The organism is Tatumella sp. JGM94, from assembly GCF_018257595.1.
Taxonomy (GTDB): domain Bacteria; phylum Pseudomonadota; class Gammaproteobacteria; order Enterobacterales; family Enterobacteriaceae; genus Tatumella; species Tatumella punctata.
On record NZ_JAERJN010000001.1, the window covers coordinates 329,989 to 347,210 of the forward strand.

The following is a 17,222-nucleotide window of genomic DNA, read 5'->3' on the forward strand; positions in this document are numbered from 1 at the left end:
TGCACTCCTTTTTTCTCCGTAATCCGCGCCTGATCAATTTTTTTGATTTTGCAACTTTATGCAACCCTGATTTTAATAGATAAATAGCTATTCTTTACGGGAGGGTAACTATGCACCCCGCCTTGTATCACCACAATAAATACCCGGTGATATGATACTTTTTATATTCATAAGTTTTTCATAGTTGCAACAGGTTGCAACATCGGTGATATTGAGGTGCAACCTATAATAATTAACCGCAAACGGAGACTCACATGGCAACCACCACCACAATGGGTGTAAAGCTCGACGAACAGACAAGGGAGCGGTTAAAGTCAGCCGCACTAAAAATAGACCGGACACCTCACTGGTTAATTCGCCAGGCGGTGTTTAACCTGCTGGAGGCCATTGAATCCGGTCACAGCCCTTATATTTCTGAACAGCTTTCTGCCGGTTATGATCCGGACATTGTGGCCGCCAGAGAAGAACCGGTGCAGCCGTTTCTCGATTTTGCGGAACAGGTGTTACCACAGTCAGTGACCCGTTCGGCGATTACCGCCGCCTGGCGACGTCCGGAAACGGATAGTGTGCCAATGATCCTTGAGCAGGCGAGGTTAAACCCGGTACAGTCGGAAAAAACCCGCCAGCTGGCACACCAGCTGGCCGAAAACTTACGCCAGCAGAAAGTAAGCAGCGGGCGCTCAGGTATGGTACAGAGCCTGCTGCAGGAGTTTTCCCTTTCTTCTCAGGAGGGGGTTGCTCTGATGTGTCTGGCAGAAGCATTGTTACGTATTCCGGATAAGCCCACCCGCGATGCCCTGATCCGTGACAAAATCAGTCATGGCAACTGGCAGTCACATCTTGGCCGCAGCTCTTCACTGTTTGTCAATGCCGCCACCTGGGGACTGCTGGTCACCGGTAAGCTGGTTGCTACCCATAATGAGGCCAGCTTGTCACGTTCCCTGAACCGGATTATCGGTAAGAGCGGTGAGCCGGTGGTACGCAAAGGTGTTGATATGGCGATGCGTCTGATGGGTGAGCAATTTGTAACCGGAGAGACCATCGCTGAAGCACTGGCTAATGCCCGTAAACTGGAAGATAAGGGTTTCCGTTACTCTTACGATATGCTGGGCGAAGCCGCACTGACCCGTAAAGATGCCGCAGCTTACCTGGTCTCTTACCAGCAGGCAATCCATGCTATTGGTAAAGCCTCTAATGGCCGCGGTATTTATGAAGGTCCGGGGATATCGATTAAACTTTCCGCTCTGCATCCCCGCTATCAACGGGCGCAATATGACAGGGTAATGAATGAACTCTATCCGGTGCTGAAATCACTGACGCTGCTGGCCCGCGAATACGATATCGGTATTAATATTGATGCCGAAGAGGCAGACAGGCTGGAACTGTCACTCGACCTGTTGGAAAAACTGTGTTTTGAGCCGGAACTGGAGGGCTGGAATGGCATTGGTTTTGTTATTCAGGCTTACCAGAAACGCTGCCCGTTTGTTATTGACTGGCTGACGGAGCTGGCACAACGCAGCCATCGCCGCCTGATGATCCGCCTGGTTAAGGGGGCTTACTGGGACAGCGAAATCAAGCGGGCGCAGACTGAAGGCCTTGAAGGTTACCCGGTTTATACCCGTAAAGTTTATACCGATGTCTCTTATCTGGCCTGCGCCCGCAAATTATTGTCGGTCCCTAACCTGATTTATCCCCAGTTTGCTACCCACAACGCCCAGAGCCTGGCGGCTATCTATCAGCTGGCCGGTAATAACTATTACCCGGGTCAGTACGAATTCCAGTGCCTGCATGGTATGGGAGAACCATTATATGAGCAGGTAGTCGGTCCGGTCGCCGAAGGAAAACTGAGCCGTCCATGCCGAATCTATGCCCCGGTCGGCACCCACGAAACATTACTGGCCTATCTGGTCCGGCGGTTACTGGAGAACGGAGCTAACACCTCCTTCGTTAACCGTATTGCCGATAAATCCCTGTCACTGGACGATTTAATCATCGACCCGGTGCTGGCAACCGAACAAACCGGTCTGGAAGAAGGCACGGCCGGTCTGCCACACCCTAAAATTCCGTTACCCCGTGACCTCTATGGCACGGAACGGCAGAATTCAGCGGGCCTGGACCTGGCTAACGAGCACCGCCTTGCTTCTTTATCCAGCGCGTTACTGAACAGTGCTGCACAACTGTGGCAGGCTGAACCCCTGATTGATGCGCCCTTATCCGCGGATAATCAGCGTCCTGATCCGCAACCGGTGATCAATCCGGCAGCACAACAGGATACGGTCGGTATGGTACGAAAATCGACACCACAGGAGGTCAGCGCCGCCCTGCAAGCCAGTACTCAGGCCTGCAGCATCTGGTTCGCGACTCCTCCGCAGGAACGTGCCAGTATTCTGGATAACGCTGCGATGATCATGGAGGACCAGACACAGACCCTGATGGGGATTCTGGTTCGTGAAGCCGGCAAAACATTCCAGAATGCGATAGCAGAAATCCGCGAAGCCGTCGATTTCCTGCGTTACTACGCCAATACCGTCCGTACCGACTTCGATAACGACACCCACCGTCCCCTTGGCCCGGTCGCCTGTATCAGTCCGTGGAACTTTCCGCTGGCAATTTTTACCGGTCAGATTGCCGCCGCGCTGGCTGCCGGTAATGCCGTTCTGGCAAAACCGGCCGATCAGACCCCGCTGATAGCAATGAAAGCCGTACAAATTATGCACGACGCGGGTGTGCCGCGCGGTGTATTACAATTTCTGCCAGGCTCAGGGAAAACGGTCGGTGCACAACTGGTTGCCGATCCGGCCATCCGCGGAGTGATTTTTACCGGCTCCACCGCCGTTGCGGCGCTGTTGCAGCAGAATATTGCCGGACGAATGACCCCGTCAGGTCAGCCGGTTCCGCTGATCGCCGAGACCGGCGGAATTAACGCTATGATCGTTGACTCCTCAGCCCTGACTGAACAGGTGGTGACTGATGTCGTGGCCTCGGCCTTTGACAGTGCAGGACAACGCTGTTCCGCCCTGCGCCTGTTATGTCTGCAAGACGATATCGCAGACCATACTCTGGAGATGCTGCGCGGCGCGATGGCCGAATACCGCACCGGTAATCCGGAATACCTGGCGACAGATATCGGTCCGGTGATTGACCGGCAGGCACAACAAATGATTGAACAGCATATATCATCAATGGCACAGCAGGGCTTTAATGTCAGTCGTCTTACCCATCCGGATAGCGGTAAAACGACCCCGTTGCAGAATGGCCATTTCGTGGTCCCTGCCCTGATCGAAATTAACAGCCCACAGGATCTGCAACAGGAAATTTTCGGGCCGGTACTGCATGTGGTACGTTACGCCCGCAACCAGCTGCCACAACTGGTTGAGGACATTAACAGTACAGGTTACGGGCTTACCTTTGGTGTGCATACCCGGATTGATGAAACTATCAACCAGGTCACCCGTGATATCTGCTCCGGTAACCTGTATGTCAACCGGAATATGGTCGGCGCGGTTGTCGGTGTTCAGCCATTTGGCGGTGAAGGTCTGTCGGGAACAGGGCCGAAAGCCGGCGGGCCATTATATCTGTACCGGCTGCTCTCTTCACGGCCGGATAATGGTATATCAGTGACACTGTCACATTTATCGTCCCCCCTGACCAGCCAGATACCGTCTGCACCGTTTACGGCGCTGAATGATTATGCCACGGGGCAGAAAAATACACTGTTACAACAACAGTGTCGTCATTTTGCAGATAACAACCACAGTAATACCGTCCGGCTGTTAAACGGCCCGACGGGCGAGCGTAACAGTTATGCCCTGTTGCCTCGTCAACGGGTATTCTGTGTTGCTGACAATCAGGCTGATGCCCTGTGCCAGTTAGCTGCAGTGATCTGTACCGGATGTCGTGTATTGTGGCAGGAGAGCGACAATAACCGACAGTGGCTGAGTGAGCTGCCTGAGGCAGTCCGGCAGCAGATCGACCTCAGCCCGGAGGCCATCGGGGAGGATTACGATGCTGTTATTTTCCACGGCGATGCTGATCAACTGAGCCTGCTGTGCGAAAAGACAGCACAGCGTGATGGTGCTATCGTCCCGGTACAGGGTTTTTCCCGCGGAGAGACCGGTATTTTTACCGAACGATTGTTACTCGAGCGTACAGTCAGTATCAATACAGCCGCCGCCGGGGGGAATGCCAGCCTGATGACCATCGGCTGATACTTATCCTCAGCGGGGATTTCAATAACCGCTCACGGCGATGCAACTGCATCGCCGTTTTCATCTCTGGCTCACACCTGTCCGGTAAAGATGACGTTATCTGAGGCCAGTTGAACAACATTGAGGCCGGATGCGCTTCCCCCGACCTGAATTTCACACCATAGTATCGTTAACTCTGCAAGTCTCTCTGTTATCCGCCCTTTCGCGGAACAATCTCGCCGGGGAAAATCATTACAGATCAATTGTTCGTCGCTTTAATTCAGCATAACAGACAGGGGAAGACAGCTATGGATACGGGCACCGTCAGTTTATTATTAATGGCTTTAACTCTGCTCATTGTCGCTATACTTTCTATGTATTCTTACTTTAAAGAAAGAAAAACCAGGCACTTTTCTTCACGGCGGCATTAATTCTCTGCAGAAGAAATAATCTTCGGGTTAAATATATTAATCATCATGGATGATATATGATGACCCGGCTGAATATCAGTCATCTTCGGCCGGATGACTTATAATGTTTTACTATTGTAATTATCACGCCATACCTTAGGGCTGACACGATACTTTTCTCTGAACAACTGGCCAAACCTTGAATGGCTAATAAAACCACACGCCCAGGAAATCTGTTCAATACGCATCCGCGGATCTGTTTCCAGTAAATGACGGGCGGCAGTTAACCGGCATTCTTTAATGGTTACCATGACAGAAGTATGTTGTTCCCTGAATGCGCGATCCAGGCTGGCACGGGAACATTTCATTAATACTGATAAACGGTCCGGGTCAAAATCATGGTTTCTGAAATTCAGCATAATCATCGAATTAGCACTGTTATACAGGCAGGATAGCTTCCCGGAAGCCCTGAGTCCGGCCTCGCGGGCTATATCAGACAACATCAGTAACCCCATATTCATCAGACCGTCGACTATCAGCTCTGTTTCCCTCAGGGATAAGTGTTGTGAAGCCATATCCAGTAATTGCATATGCGATTTTATAAAACCGGCCAGCGGATGCTGATCGACGACCACTATCGGGTGATTTAATCGTCCGTTAAATACCGGTGTCACTAATTTAGTCGACGGCAGAATATAAAGCTGTTTAACATCTTTAGCATGGTAGTGGAAATAATCAGCACGCTGATGAACAAATAAGCTTCCCGGCCGAATACGGGTTGATAACTTCCGGTCGTAGCCACTGATGACCTGTTCACCCTGCATCAATACAGAAATAAATACCGGATTTTCCGTCGCCAGATGTGGATCGAAAATAGTTTCGTTCTCAGACCCCATCGCGCTGCAATAGTCCCCCCCCGCCGCGGAGATCGTCTGATGATAAGCAATAATATCTTCAGGGCGGCGATTATTAACTACCGTAATTCCGTAACATCGCAGATTACTTTCGATATCATAGAATCGCTTTTCCGGATCAATAGCAGAGGCCTCCAGAATATGCCGGGTGTATAACGATGATGGCCGCGTCATAGTCGTATCTTATTTTCAGAAAAAACCGCAGGAAGGAGGGATTACCATCAACATACAAAAATTACCTGAAAAATACTATCCCCCTGCGGTACTGTATTTTTATCAAAAAATTTCTGCCGGTTGCGGCAAGTCATCTCCGGTGATCACCGCTACGATTGCCCGCAGATTCCGGCCATAAGGCTGAATCTCTGTAACTGCTGTTCCACGCTTCGCTACTGCCTCGGCACGACAGCGGGGATTACGGAAAGTAACAGGCATACTTAGCCAGCGCGATACGATAGTTAATCCGGCTCTTTTCCGGCAGTAACCTTTCCCACTGTTCCTGAGACGAGAGGTCAGGTAATTGATCAGCGGCCATTCCCTGCCGGGACAGTGCCAGATCCAGCCTTCTCAGGCGCATAACATATTCACGTACGGTCGCCAGACATAAACTGTTATCTTCCAGCAGATATTGTTTAAATTTTGGAATATCAAATAATGCTGCCGGACGCCCTGCGCTGACCGTAGAGCAGAACCGGCAAACAGGCTCAAGCCGTGACATAAAGATCTGCCATTCCTCATGGGTTACCGGCCGGTCCATTTGCATAATATCTTTATGGGTGATCAGTATTCCTGACAATAATAAACGAACGCGGCTGAGCTCATTGCCACAGCTACAGCACTGGTGTTGTGCATATTTATAATCGCGAATATAGCGGCTCAAACGCTGATTATTAGTTTTCATAGTCATTACGCGCTCCGGCGCTGGGTTAATCTTCCGTTAAGCATCATTCAGACGTGCCCGCAATCTTTTGATTGCCTGACTGTGCAGCTGACTGACACGCGATTCTCCGACATTCAGAACAGCGCCTATCTCTTTCAGGTTAAGTTCGTCCTGGTAGTAAAGGCTGAGGACCTGTTTCTCACGGTCCGGCAATCCGTCAATCGCCTGCATTACCTGTTCTCTCAGGCTGCTGTCCAGTAACTGATTTAACGGATTAGCCTCCTCACGGTGCTCTATCATCAGTTCCGCACCATCACCGTTTTCCTCACACAGCGTCTCCAGAGAAAACAGCTGGCTGGTGTTCGTCTCCATCAGGATTTGCCGGTATTCGGCGAGGCTCAGTTGCAGGCTGGCGGCAATTTCCTGCTCACCCGCCGGCTGGCCCGATGCCTGTTCAAGACGGGAAATTGCCGCAGCCACTTCACGGGCCTCGCGCCTGACCCGGCGCGGCACCCAGTCGCGGCTTCTCAGCTCATCCAGCATCGCGCCACGGATCCGCTGGACCGCATAAGTGGTAAATGCGGTGCCCTGCGCAGCATCATAGCGTTCAATCGCATTCAGTAGCCCGATCCCTCCGGCCTGGATCAAATCATCCAGGTCAACACTGGCGGGCAGCCGTACCTGTAATCGCAGGGCTTCATGTCGCACCAGTTGTACATATTGCAGCCAGATCTCCTGTTTATCAGTGACCCCTCCTGCGGTATATAAACTCTCCACGCTTTCTGTCCTGAATTAATCAAGCTGTGGAGAAATTATCAGTCCGCGGGCAGGACAACCATCGGCTGAATAAAGGCTTAAAATTTAAGTTGTTATCCCGCTGACAATCGCAGTTTTCGACCTGTATACAGCCTTATACACACCGGGAAAAACGTTGCCTGATGGTACGAAGGACTCTGAGTGCGATATCCGGTTCCGGGACCGGTAATTCTGACAACATATAGCCGTATTTAGCATTAAATTGCATCGCCGCCGCCAGACAGACAGCACGGAAAGTCATCTGCCGGCAAATCGTCGACTGGCTGGTACTCCAGCCTTCATCGCCGAGATAATTCCCCGAGTCTTCGATATCGGCGAAGTAGGAATATGGCGGGTGCATTCCCGCTTCAATAATGCGCCAGGTATGTTCCACATGTTCGAGGGCATTATAAAATACCTCATCCATCAGCCCGGCCTGTTGCAGGCAGCATCTGCTGTAATAGGAGAAGGCACCCACACAACTCGGGTACAAAGGCAGACAAAATGACGGATAATTTACTTGCAGTCTGGGACGCGGTACCCCATCGTCAGTGACGTTATAGGGGCCGTGCAATGCAAAATTAAAATGCTGAATCCCGGTTTCTGCGGCAGCGGTGATATAGCGTTCAAACACCCGCGGATCTTTAATGTAAATATCATCTTCGATCAGGAAAAAATGTTCGATATCCTGCTGTTGCAAATAACGTAATGCGGTATTTTTGCTTCTGCCGACCCCCTGGTTCTCCTCATTTTGGACCAGTGTCGCCGCCAGTTGCTGATAGGCGGCGTCCGGTTCACCGTCATTCACAATAATCAGCGCATCTATTTGGTGCCGCGGCAGAGACTGATAAAGCCTGAGTAAACCCGGCTTACGATTGCAAGTCACAATACCTACCCCGATCCGTTCACTCCGCTCAGTCATCGCTTATCCCCTTGCTGATCAGTGTTGCCGGTGTCCCCAGCCAGGCCTGCCGCCATTCGGCAATGTTATCCGGGGTCAGCAGCCAGTCCCGGCGGATCGCCCGTTGCAGTTCATCCCCTCTGCGGGCCAGTGCCTGCGGATCAGATAACTGTTCACGGATCGCTTTCAGCCAGTGTTTAAAATGGTTTTTAACCCGCGTTACCGGTAATTGACCGCGGTAAGGCTCAATATCGCTGCAAATAACCGGTACCCCGCAAGCCCCCAGTTCGAGCAACCGCAGGTTACTTTTACATTCGTTAAACAGGTTTATCTCCAGGGGAACCAGTGCCAGGTCCAGATTCAGACTGGCCAGTTTTTGCGGATACCAGTCGAACGGCACACCGCAGTGAAATTCACAGCGTACCTGTAATGGTTTCATCCCCATAAAGACCCATTCGACTTCATCCTGTAATGCCTGCACCAGCGGGCGGATAATCGCCAGGTCGCCCTGATGACTATCACCACCGGCCCAGCCAATACGGAGTTTTTTTCCCTGGCGGCGATGACTGGCTAACGCTCCCCACTGTTGCGGGTTAAGCCGGTTTTCAGCAACACGAATATCCCGGTGAAAATCAGCGTAGGCATCGGCCAGTGCCGGGGTAGACACCACCAGATGATCGGCAAGGCTCATGGTCCGGCGCAACTGTCCGGCAATATCTTTGGGGAGTTTATGACGATGATGATTACTGGCCGGAAGCGTAACGAAATAATCATCATATTCCATTATAATTTTGGCTGAACTCATTTGCCGGTACTGGCGGAGAGTTTCTTCAACCTGCGGGTCGAAAGGCATCTGTAACAGCACACTATCCGGTTGCAGTTCAGCGATATCCATCGCGGCAGGCAGACCATGAATCAGGCCGCCCTCCAGCTGTAATTGCTGTTCCATCAACTGATAGGGCTGTATCACACGGTAATTACCGCAGCCGGTAAAATTCACATGTCCGGCGATCATCACCGGTAGTGGTCGTCCCGGTAACGGAAGCTGCAGTCTGTCGGTACGCACTGACAGACTGAACAACTGGCCACTGCGGTTTAAATGACGATGGTAGCGAATATCCCGGCATAAGGATCCTTTACGGCTCTGACGTAACGCATCAAGCGCCTGCTGCCCGGCGGTACACTCCGACGGATAACAGGCCGCAGATAACCGTGTTGCCCCGCCCATATGGTAAAGCGTTGCCTGTGGCGTCCAGACCACCAGATATCCTGCCTGCTGTATCCTCAGACAGAGATCTACATCAGCCTGTCCGGCGGCAAAGTTTACACCATCAAATCCGCCGACAGCATCGAAGACTTCACGCCGGACCATCATACAGGAGGCACTGACCGCAGAGACTTGTTGCGCACAGTGCAGATAATGAAAATAGCCCGCCGCCTCAGCCGGGGCTCCACAGTAGATACCGGCGACCCCTTGTTCAATGCCGGTAACAAACCCGGCATGCTGCAAATGTCCGTCACGGTATAGCAGCCTCGCACCGGTAACAGCAACCTCCGGCCGTGCCGCGACTTTCAGTAATTCAGTCAGCCAATCGCGGTGGCTTATCTGGCAGTCGTTATTCAGAAACAGCAGATAATCTCCGCTGGCTTGTGCCGCAGCAAAGTTATTGATCGCAGCGAAATTAAATACACCCGGCCAGCGCAATAGCCGGAGATTTGCTAACTGCAGTGCCTGTAACTGCTCCAGATATTCACGGGCCGCCGCTTGTTGTGAGCCATTATCCACTACCAGTACTTCATAATCCGGCCAGTCTGTCTGTCCGGTGACAGACTCCAGGCAGTGTTGCAGTAATGCCTGCTGATCTTTAGTCACAATGATAATACTGACACGCGCTCTTACCGGTTGCGGATAACTGACCTGATCGACACCATTTTGCTGATCTTTGACCTCGGCTGCCTCAATACCACAACGCTGCAAATGCTGAACAGTGATCTTCCGTCGCAATACTGGTAATTGATCTGATGTCACCCGGTGCGGGATCAATAACAGGGCTTCCGGCAGATGAGCGATAGCTGAGGGTCCGGAAGATTCGATCACCCGCCAGATAAGCTCACAGAACATCAGCTCATCAGACACCGGCGACCGGGGCAGATGATCTTTAAGACAGGCCGTGGTGATCAACAGCTCTTCGCCCGGGTAAGCCTGGCTGCGCAGCAAATCAATATTACAGTCCGGCTTCAGTACAAGGCTGGCATCCGCTAACCGCGTCCCCTGCAAAATATCGCTGTAGCAGACAGCAGTGAGCGGATGCTGTAACAGATGATCGGCAAATAATAATAAGCTATCTTTCAGGCAATGGGTTCCGGCCTCAACAATCAGCCAGCTGTGAAGCGGGACTCCGCTGACAACCTGCTGTACCCCCCGGCTATCGGCCGGCATCTTCAGTTGTTCCCCGCATATGACACTCAGAAACGGGTATTCTTTCTCACTGATCAACACACAGTGTCGCGGCTTCAGGCTCTGTTGTTCGAGTGATCGCAGGGTGACTTCGCAGGCTTCGCGGTCCTGCCGGCGGTCGAGGATGATCACCCCGATACTGGCAACCTCACCATGGCCTGTTGTCACCGCCAGCAATACCGCCCGCCGGGTTTCACTGATCTGCCGGTGGTTCAGCCATTGTAATAATTGCCGGCTGTTGTCTGCCTGCTGTGCCAGGATATTTCTGGCCAGCCGCCATTCTGTAGCCTCTGCGGCCGTCATTGTCAGGGGGATCCCTGCGGGCAGGGTTGTAAGCAAAGGCGGTAATAATGCCGAAAATGACCAGCGACTGAGAGCCTGATCCCTGAAAGACGCCGCCCATTGCTGTGCCGCCGGATAACCGTCGATTAACGCATCAAAATACTGATGACCGTCCATCTCAGTCCCCTCCGACGCCGTAAAAAAACTGTCGGCTGCCCGCTGAAACCCGTCCCCCGCGGCGAGATAACCGCACCATCCCCCCTGCCCGGCGACACACACCGGGATCCCCAGGCACAGCGCGCTGGCAATCAGCTGATTCTCTCCGATAACCAGCTGATATTCCGTTAATTTATGACTGGTTAATAACGCAGCCTGCTGACCCGATGGCAGGAAATCGAGGCGGATATTCTGCATATTCAGCAACTGGCTGAGCAGATCTATCGCCGGGCAATACTGATCGCCGGCCCAGAGTATTTTCCGTAACGGACCGGCAGGCGGACAAAATGAAGAGCATACCAGTTGATCATCAAACGCCAGTGGCATTAAACGCAGGGATGGCGCATAGACACCACGCAGTGACAGTGCCGCATAACTCAGGGCTGAATCCGTCAGAATCCGCCATGCCAGGGCATTCTCGCTGCTACTGCCAGAATAATAAGGTCTGCCCGCCGAAGCAGTAAAATGCTGAAACAGGCAACGGCCGGTAATGGTCCCCTGCTGTAAACGGTCGATTAGTCCGCTGGCGAGGTAACCACCACAGATCCAGAGCAGATCGTAGTCTGCATCGTCATCTGCCAGCGGATCTGCACCGGATTGATGATCATCATCAGTAAAAATCCGTAATCGGCCGCTGGCAGCCCAGCGGGATAATTGCTGATAATAGTCCCCGTCAATCAACCGCGCACAAACATCAACTGCCCAGCCATGGCGCAAAAACCAGCCAGCCAGGCACAGAATGGTTGCTTCGGCGGCAGTGGCCTGCCGCAGTTTATCTGTCGAAAAAAGAATACGTTGCATAATTTGTCCTTCTGCCCGTTACCCGCAACAAAACCCCGCAGTGCGGGGTCCGGTAAATCAGGGTGAAACAAATTAATTTTGCAGCAGGGAAAGCACGGTTTGCGGGACCTGGTTGGCTTTTGACAGCACCGATGTACCGGCCTGTTGCAGGATCTGCGCACGGGACATGCTGGAAACTTCCGTTGCATAGTCCGCATCCTGGATACGTGACTGAGAGGCTGACAGGTTATTGACTGTCGCATTCAGGTTATTAATGGTTGATTCAAAACGGTTCTGAATCGCACCCAGACCACTACGTGCGGTATCGACATCGGAGATTCGGGCATCGATATCCGACAAGGCACTTGCGCCGGTAACACTGTAATCGCTGCCGAGAGTCTGTGCTTTGAAGCCATTATCTGACAAAGAAATAGAAATGACGTTAGCACCCGCATCATCATTCGCACCAACCTGAATATTGACGCTGGTGTTAGTACTGTCGAACAACTGAATATTGTTAAAGGTAGTCGCACTGCCGATACGTTTAATTTCTGCCAGCCGGGCATCCACTTCCGCCTGGATTGAGTTGATATCATCCGCGCTGTTAGTCCCGTTTTTAGCCTGCACTGTCAGCTCACGAATACGCTGCAAGTTGGTATTCATTTCATTCAGGGCACCTTCTGCGGTCTGAGCCAGAGAAATACCATCGTTGGCATTACGGGATGCCTGGGTCAGACCACGGATATTAGATGACATACGGTTGGCAATCGCTTCACCGGCAGCATCATCTTTCGCACTGTTAATACGCAGACCGGAAGAGAGGCGTTCGATCGCTGTACCCAGTGCTGACTGTGCTTTATTCAGATTAGTCTGGGTAGTTAACGACATGATATTAGTATTAATAACAGCCATGATTTTATCCTTCAATAAATGAAAGTTGATTGGATAAGCAAAAAGGTTCAACCCTTTTGCGTTCATGACTGATATCGGTGATGCAGCGCTTAACTTTAGCCAGCCGTCTAAAAAAACCTCATCCTGTGCTGAGCGGTGTATTCAACGGACCAGTATCACCGTCCGGTGGCAGATAAACCTTTAAGATTTCGCGCCGATACTCCGGTTACACCTTTATCAATACGGGATCCCATTATGACCGCCATCAGCAACCTGGATATCAGCAGCAACCTGAACCTGACCGACCTGTATAATAACCTGCAAGCATCTGAGGAAGCGAAGCTCACCCCTATTACTAATGAAGCCACAGCCTGTAAAAATAAAATATCTGCTTTCGGACAGCTAAAAAGCAGTCTGCAAAGTTTACAAACTGCGCTGGCTGCTCTGACCAAAGCGTCAACCTTTAATGCAACCGCGGTAACCAGCAGTAATCAGTCCTTCGCCGCGTCAACTGACAGCAGTGCCGTCACCGGTAACTACCAGATAAAAGTCAGCCAGCTGGCGACAGCACAGTCGGTATTATCCGGCAGCATCGGCAGCAATACCACGCCACTGGGCAGTTCTGCTACCGGCAGCCGTACCCTGACATTACAAACCGGTCAGGGCAGCCCGGTCACGCTGACCCTGAGTGATGAGCAGACATCGCTGGATGGTATTGTCAATGCCATAAACCAGAGCGGTGCGGCAATTAATGCCACCAGCATCCGTGCCGCCGACGGTGAATATTATCTGTCACTGACCGCCAAAGACACAGGAGCGGGTAATGATATTTCCCTGTCAGTCAGCGGTGATGATCAACTGCAAAGTATTATCGGTTATTCTGCCTCCGACAGCACATCAGCCCTGCATCAGACCAGCGCCGGCCAGGACGCAAAACTGACGGTCAACGGCATTGCAATCGACAGTAAAAGTAATACGGTCACCGGCGCACCGGCAGGGATCACACTGAACCTCAAATCCGTGTCACAAAATGAAGAAACCCTGACCATCGGCAACAACACTGATGACAGTGTTAAAGCCATCAAAAACTGGGTCACCGCTTATAACAAACTACAGTCTGAAATTGCCACCCTGACCAGTTTTTCCGGCAGCGGGGCCGCCGCACAGGACAGTTCTTCCAACGGGCCGCTGATCGGCGATGGTACCGTGCGTAATATCCAGGTGCGGTTGCAATCCATGCTGACACAGTCACAGCCGGGCGCTTTTACCATCCCCGCCCAGCTGGGGATCAGCATGGATCCGACCATTCAGTCCGATGGCTCATCAGGGATCCTGACTGTCGATGACACGAAACTCAATGACGCATTACAAAACAATCCCCGGGCAGTGATCGCCTTTTTTACCGGCGACGGTAAAACCACCGGTTTTGCCACCCTGATGAATAATACACTGACCAGCATGCTAAGTGATGGCGTCGGAAACAAGGGGGTACTGGCAAATGCCGTTGATTCACTCAACAGCAATTACGAAGATTTAAGTAAACGTTATGACAATATGCAGTCAGCTATAGACAGTACCATGGCCCGTTATAAAACCCAGTTTACTGAACTGAATAAAGTCATGTCACAGATGGATCAGACTAAACAATATTTATCATCACAGTTCGATAATTCATCGGATAAATAAGGAAGGCCGCGTGAAAACCATGACTGGCGCAAATGCGTATGCAGCCATCAGTATTGAAAGTGCCGTACTCAGCGCCGATCAACAGCAACTGACCACACTGCTGTTCGAGGGTGCTCTCAGCGCCCTCGCCCGTGCCAGATTATTTACCGAACAGGGGGATATCCGGGCTAAAGGGCATAATCTGTCGAAAGCAATGGATATTATCGAAAACGGACTGAAAGCACCTCTCGCTGACTGGCCGGATGACCCGCTGGCACAGCAACTGACTGCACTGTATGACTATGTTATTTTCCGGCTCCTGCAGGCCAATCTGCATCAGGATATTAACGCCATCAGCGAAGCAGGCCTGCTGATTGGTAACATTGCCGACGGCTGGAAACAGAGCCTGCAGACCAGCAGCCAGGGAGGGTAGCATGTCCGGTTACGCACAATGGCTGACACAGCTGGCAGAAACCAGCCGGCAATTACAGGCGCTGGCGGAAGCACAACAATGGACGGAACTGACGGCACTGGTGGCAGGTTACAGGCAACTTGCCGCCAGCCCGCCTGACTGTTCATCCGGCGAAAAAGCATATTACCGGACACAACAGCAGTTCTTGCTGGCAGAGCATCAGCATTTATCGGCGGTGATCCGTCAGGCAATTCAGGACACATCCGTTCTGCTCAGCCAGGGCAGACAGCAGCAAAAAGTGCTGAAAGCCTATTTTTCTGTCTAGACCATGGCCTGCTCTGTGCAGCAACTAGTCAGCGGCGGCGGTGCCATCGGCAAAGTGGTTTTCCAGTAATGACGGTTGAATATTCTGGATAACATCCTGTTGCGGATGTGCATCAGCTTCGCCAAGCGCTTTCTGACATTCCGCGGTTGGCTGACTGACTTTTTTCAGAGTCAGTCCGTCATAATGTAACACCCCGTTATCAGTTTCTAACGGCATAACCCGCAGCAAACGATTAATATTTACCAGTTTACCGTCGACCTGTGCCAGCTTACCTGGTTTAGCAATCACCCGCTGCCACTGACGGCAGTCAAGGGTGTCCCCCTGCGGGCTGACCAGCAAAGACGCGATTGCCTGGCTGCTGACCAGTCCGTCCTGCGGACCCTCTGTTTGCCAGACCCCCGCCAGACCGGCAGGTGCCGGTAATTTAACCGCCTGCTGATAATTATCGATCTGCACACAACCGGCCAGTGCCAGCATCGGTAACAACATTATCCATCTTTTCATATAAATTCTCTGCAAGCCCGTGTCTGATATCGGATATTCGCGGGCTATTATATAGTGTCCCGCGTCTAATGCAGCCCCTCTGGCTACCGGACAGCTGTTTTTACCACAGATTCAGCATAATCACACAGTTCACCTGACATCCGGCGGCAGAGCAGATACAATTCCGCCATGTTTTAGCTGGACAATAAATGTTATGAAAACTCCTGAACAATATTATGCCATTGCCCGTGATATGTTTTTTTCCGCCCATCCGGATTTTCGGGCCGCTCTGGACGAACTCAGCGATGCGGACGCGCAGCTGGCAGGAATGACCTTACAACAATGTCGTGAAATGCAGGCTGAGAGGATCTACGCCGCTTTTCTGCGCCAGAAAAAGCTCGACGGTATCATCTTTTCCATCCAGCTGGCTGAACCGGATAAAGCCGTTGCAGCCGATGCTATCGAAAATTACCTCAAGTCTCATGCTGACGCATTGGGGATGAGCTGGGAAGAATTTTGCATTAAGAACGAACTGTAAACGGAGGTTCCCGCAGGGTACCAAAAATGCAGCACGTCACGGATTGCCAGTTAATATCTGCTCTGCTACTGTGACGCCTGCGGGAATTGCAATCAAGGGAACGCTGAATGGCTAACGAGAGAAGTAAAAAATACGGAAAAATGGTGCTGGTACTGGTATTAATTTGTCTGGGACTGCTGTTGCTGCGCTGGGCAGCAATGATTTGGGGATAATCTGTCCCCTGCCCGATTATCCCATACAATATTTCCCGCCACTGTTTCCGGGTGATGCTGTCGCCTGAAGGTTGCCGGAGGCAGATGATATTTTCCCGAAAATGAACGGGTAAATGATTGCTGAGATTCGAAACCATACCTCAGGGAGATTTCCATCACTGTTTCATCCCCGGTCAGTAAATCCTGTGCCGCCAGTGTCAGTTTTTTTTCACGGATATATTTACCCAGGCTCTGTTTCATCACCTGATAAAACATGCGTTGCAGATGCCATCTTGAATAACCGGAACGCTCTGCGACCTGTTCAATTTTAAGAGGTAAGTGGATATTTTCATCGATCCACCGGGTTAATGTCAGAATAAGCATTTTTTTTCTGTCCATAGTTTCCTCACTGGCTTTCGGAATTAATAGAAAGAAATTGTCATACAGAATATTGTCCCGTGAGCGGGTGATTTTCCGCTGCCGGGGAATGCCCCTGAAATAACAATAATAAGAACAGCAGAGTATACGCTGAAAATAACCGGGAATTAATAACCTGATAAATCATTAGCGTTATGAATATCATTCATGAAAACATTCTGTGCTGACAAAATAGCCTGATAGATTCCCGAAAATAACCGGTGGTAATTATTGCTCTTACCCGCCATCATCCCTGTATGTCAGGAGATAATTACCCTGCGCGAAAATACCATCATCCGGGTGTTTGATTTACGTTTTTATAACAAAATAATCCCGCCCGGTGGTCTGTGTCCACGGAATTCTGTTCTCTGAACCAGGAAATAAAGCAGCTGACCATAAATCATAATATCGGTGATTAATTTACTAAAAAATCGCCGATAACTAAAAGTGTCATTACAAAAAAAACAGAATATAATTCTG

Annotated in this window: 13 protein-coding genes and 1 pseudogene; 6 read left to right on the top strand and 8 right to left on the bottom strand. The window is 51.2% G+C overall.

Annotated elements, in window-relative coordinates:
- Positions 1 to 254: 254 nt before the first annotated feature.
- Positions 255 to 4,208, top strand: a complete 3,954-nt coding sequence (gene putA, locus JK216_RS01560) for a trifunctional transcriptional regulator/proline dehydrogenase/L-glutamate gamma-semialdehyde dehydrogenase (RefSeq protein WP_249213057.1) — start codon at positions 255 to 257, stop codon at positions 4,206 to 4,208.
- 508 nt (positions 4,209 to 4,716) lie between these two features.
- On the opposite strand, the gene JK216_RS01570 is transcribed toward putA, so the two are convergent.
- The 6 genes from JK216_RS01570 to JK216_RS01595 all read right to left on the bottom strand — a co-directional run bounded on the left by JK216_RS01570 (position 4,717) and on the right by JK216_RS01595 (position 12,732).
- Positions 4,717 to 5,685, bottom strand: a complete 969-nt coding sequence (locus tag JK216_RS01570) for a helix-turn-helix domain-containing protein (protein WP_212709170.1) — start codon at positions 5,683 to 5,685, stop codon at positions 4,717 to 4,719.
- A gap of 238 nt (positions 5,686 to 5,923) precedes the next feature.
- Positions 5,924 to 6,415 (bottom strand): flagella biosynthesis regulatory protein FliZ, encoded by a 492-nt coding sequence (locus JK216_RS01575; protein ID WP_212711482.1) that lies wholly within the window; start codon positions 6,413 to 6,415, stop codon positions 5,924 to 5,926.
- Positions 6,416 to 6,445: 30 nt separating this feature from the next.
- Complete coding sequence (locus JK216_RS01580) at positions 6,446 to 7,165, bottom strand: RNA polymerase sigma factor FliA (protein WP_212711481.1); 720 nt, start codon at positions 7,163 to 7,165, stop codon at positions 6,446 to 6,448.
- 133 nt (positions 7,166 to 7,298) lie between these two features.
- Entirely contained in the window at positions 7,299 to 8,105 is an 807-nt protein-coding gene (locus JK216_RS01585) for a glycosyltransferase (protein ID WP_212711480.1), read from the bottom strand.
- Positions 8,098 to 11,841: a glycosyltransferase gene (locus JK216_RS01590; protein WP_212709174.1), complete on the bottom strand. Its 3,744-nt coding sequence runs from the start codon at positions 11,839 to 11,841 to the stop codon at positions 8,098 to 8,100. Before JK216_RS01590 ends, JK216_RS01585 begins: the two co-directional genes overlap by 8 nt.
- 72 nt (positions 11,842 to 11,913) lie before the next feature.
- Positions 11,914 to 12,732, bottom strand: coding sequence for a flagellin (locus JK216_RS01595; protein WP_249213056.1), 819 nt, complete (start codon positions 12,730 to 12,732; stop codon positions 11,914 to 11,916).
- 234 nt (positions 12,733 to 12,966) lie between these two features.
- On the opposite strand from JK216_RS01595, the gene fliD reads away from it, so the two are divergent.
- From fliD to JK216_RS01610, 3 genes are read left to right on the top strand one after another with little or no spacing between them, the layout of a single operon-like run.
- Positions 12,967 to 14,397 (top strand): flagellar filament capping protein FliD, encoded by a 1,431-nt coding sequence (fliD, locus tag JK216_RS01600; protein ID WP_212711479.1) that lies wholly within the window; start codon positions 12,967 to 12,969, stop codon positions 14,395 to 14,397.
- A gap of 19 nt (positions 14,398 to 14,416) precedes the next feature.
- Positions 14,417 to 14,809: a flagellar export chaperone FliS gene (gene fliS / locus JK216_RS01605; protein WP_212709192.1), complete on the top strand. Its 393-nt coding sequence runs from the start codon at positions 14,417 to 14,419 to the stop codon at positions 14,807 to 14,809.
- A gap of 1 nt (position 14,810) precedes the next feature.
- Positions 14,811 to 15,113, top strand: coding sequence for a hypothetical protein (locus JK216_RS01610; RefSeq protein WP_212710248.1), 303 nt, complete (start codon positions 14,811 to 14,813; stop codon positions 15,111 to 15,113).
- Positions 15,114 to 15,137: 24 nt separating this feature from the next.
- Here the strand turns inward: JK216_RS01610 and yedD are convergent, their stop codons facing one another.
- Entirely contained in the window at positions 15,138 to 15,617 is a 480-nt protein-coding gene (gene yedD / locus JK216_RS01615) for a lipoprotein YedD (RefSeq protein ID WP_212709177.1), read from the bottom strand.
- 193 nt (positions 15,618 to 15,810) lie between these two features.
- On the opposite strand from yedD, the gene JK216_RS01620 reads away from it, so the two are divergent.
- Together JK216_RS01620 and yniD are read left to right on the top strand one after the other, a co-directional pair.
- Positions 15,811 to 16,134, top strand: a complete 324-nt coding sequence (locus JK216_RS01620) for a DUF6388 family protein (RefSeq protein ID WP_212709178.1) — start codon at positions 15,811 to 15,813, stop codon at positions 16,132 to 16,134.
- A gap of 107 nt (positions 16,135 to 16,241) precedes the next feature.
- Positions 16,242 to 16,346 (top strand): small membrane protein YniD, encoded by a 105-nt coding sequence (yniD, locus tag JK216_RS16990; protein WP_249213055.1) that lies wholly within the window; start codon positions 16,242 to 16,244, stop codon positions 16,344 to 16,346.
- Between the two features lie 51 nt (positions 16,347 to 16,397).
- On the opposite strand, the pseudogene JK216_RS01625 reads toward yniD, so the two are convergent.
- Positions 16,398 to 16,724, bottom strand: a pseudogene (locus JK216_RS01625) (helix-turn-helix domain-containing protein); the annotation flags it as partial.
- Between the last annotated feature and the right edge of the window lie 498 nt (positions 16,725 to 17,222).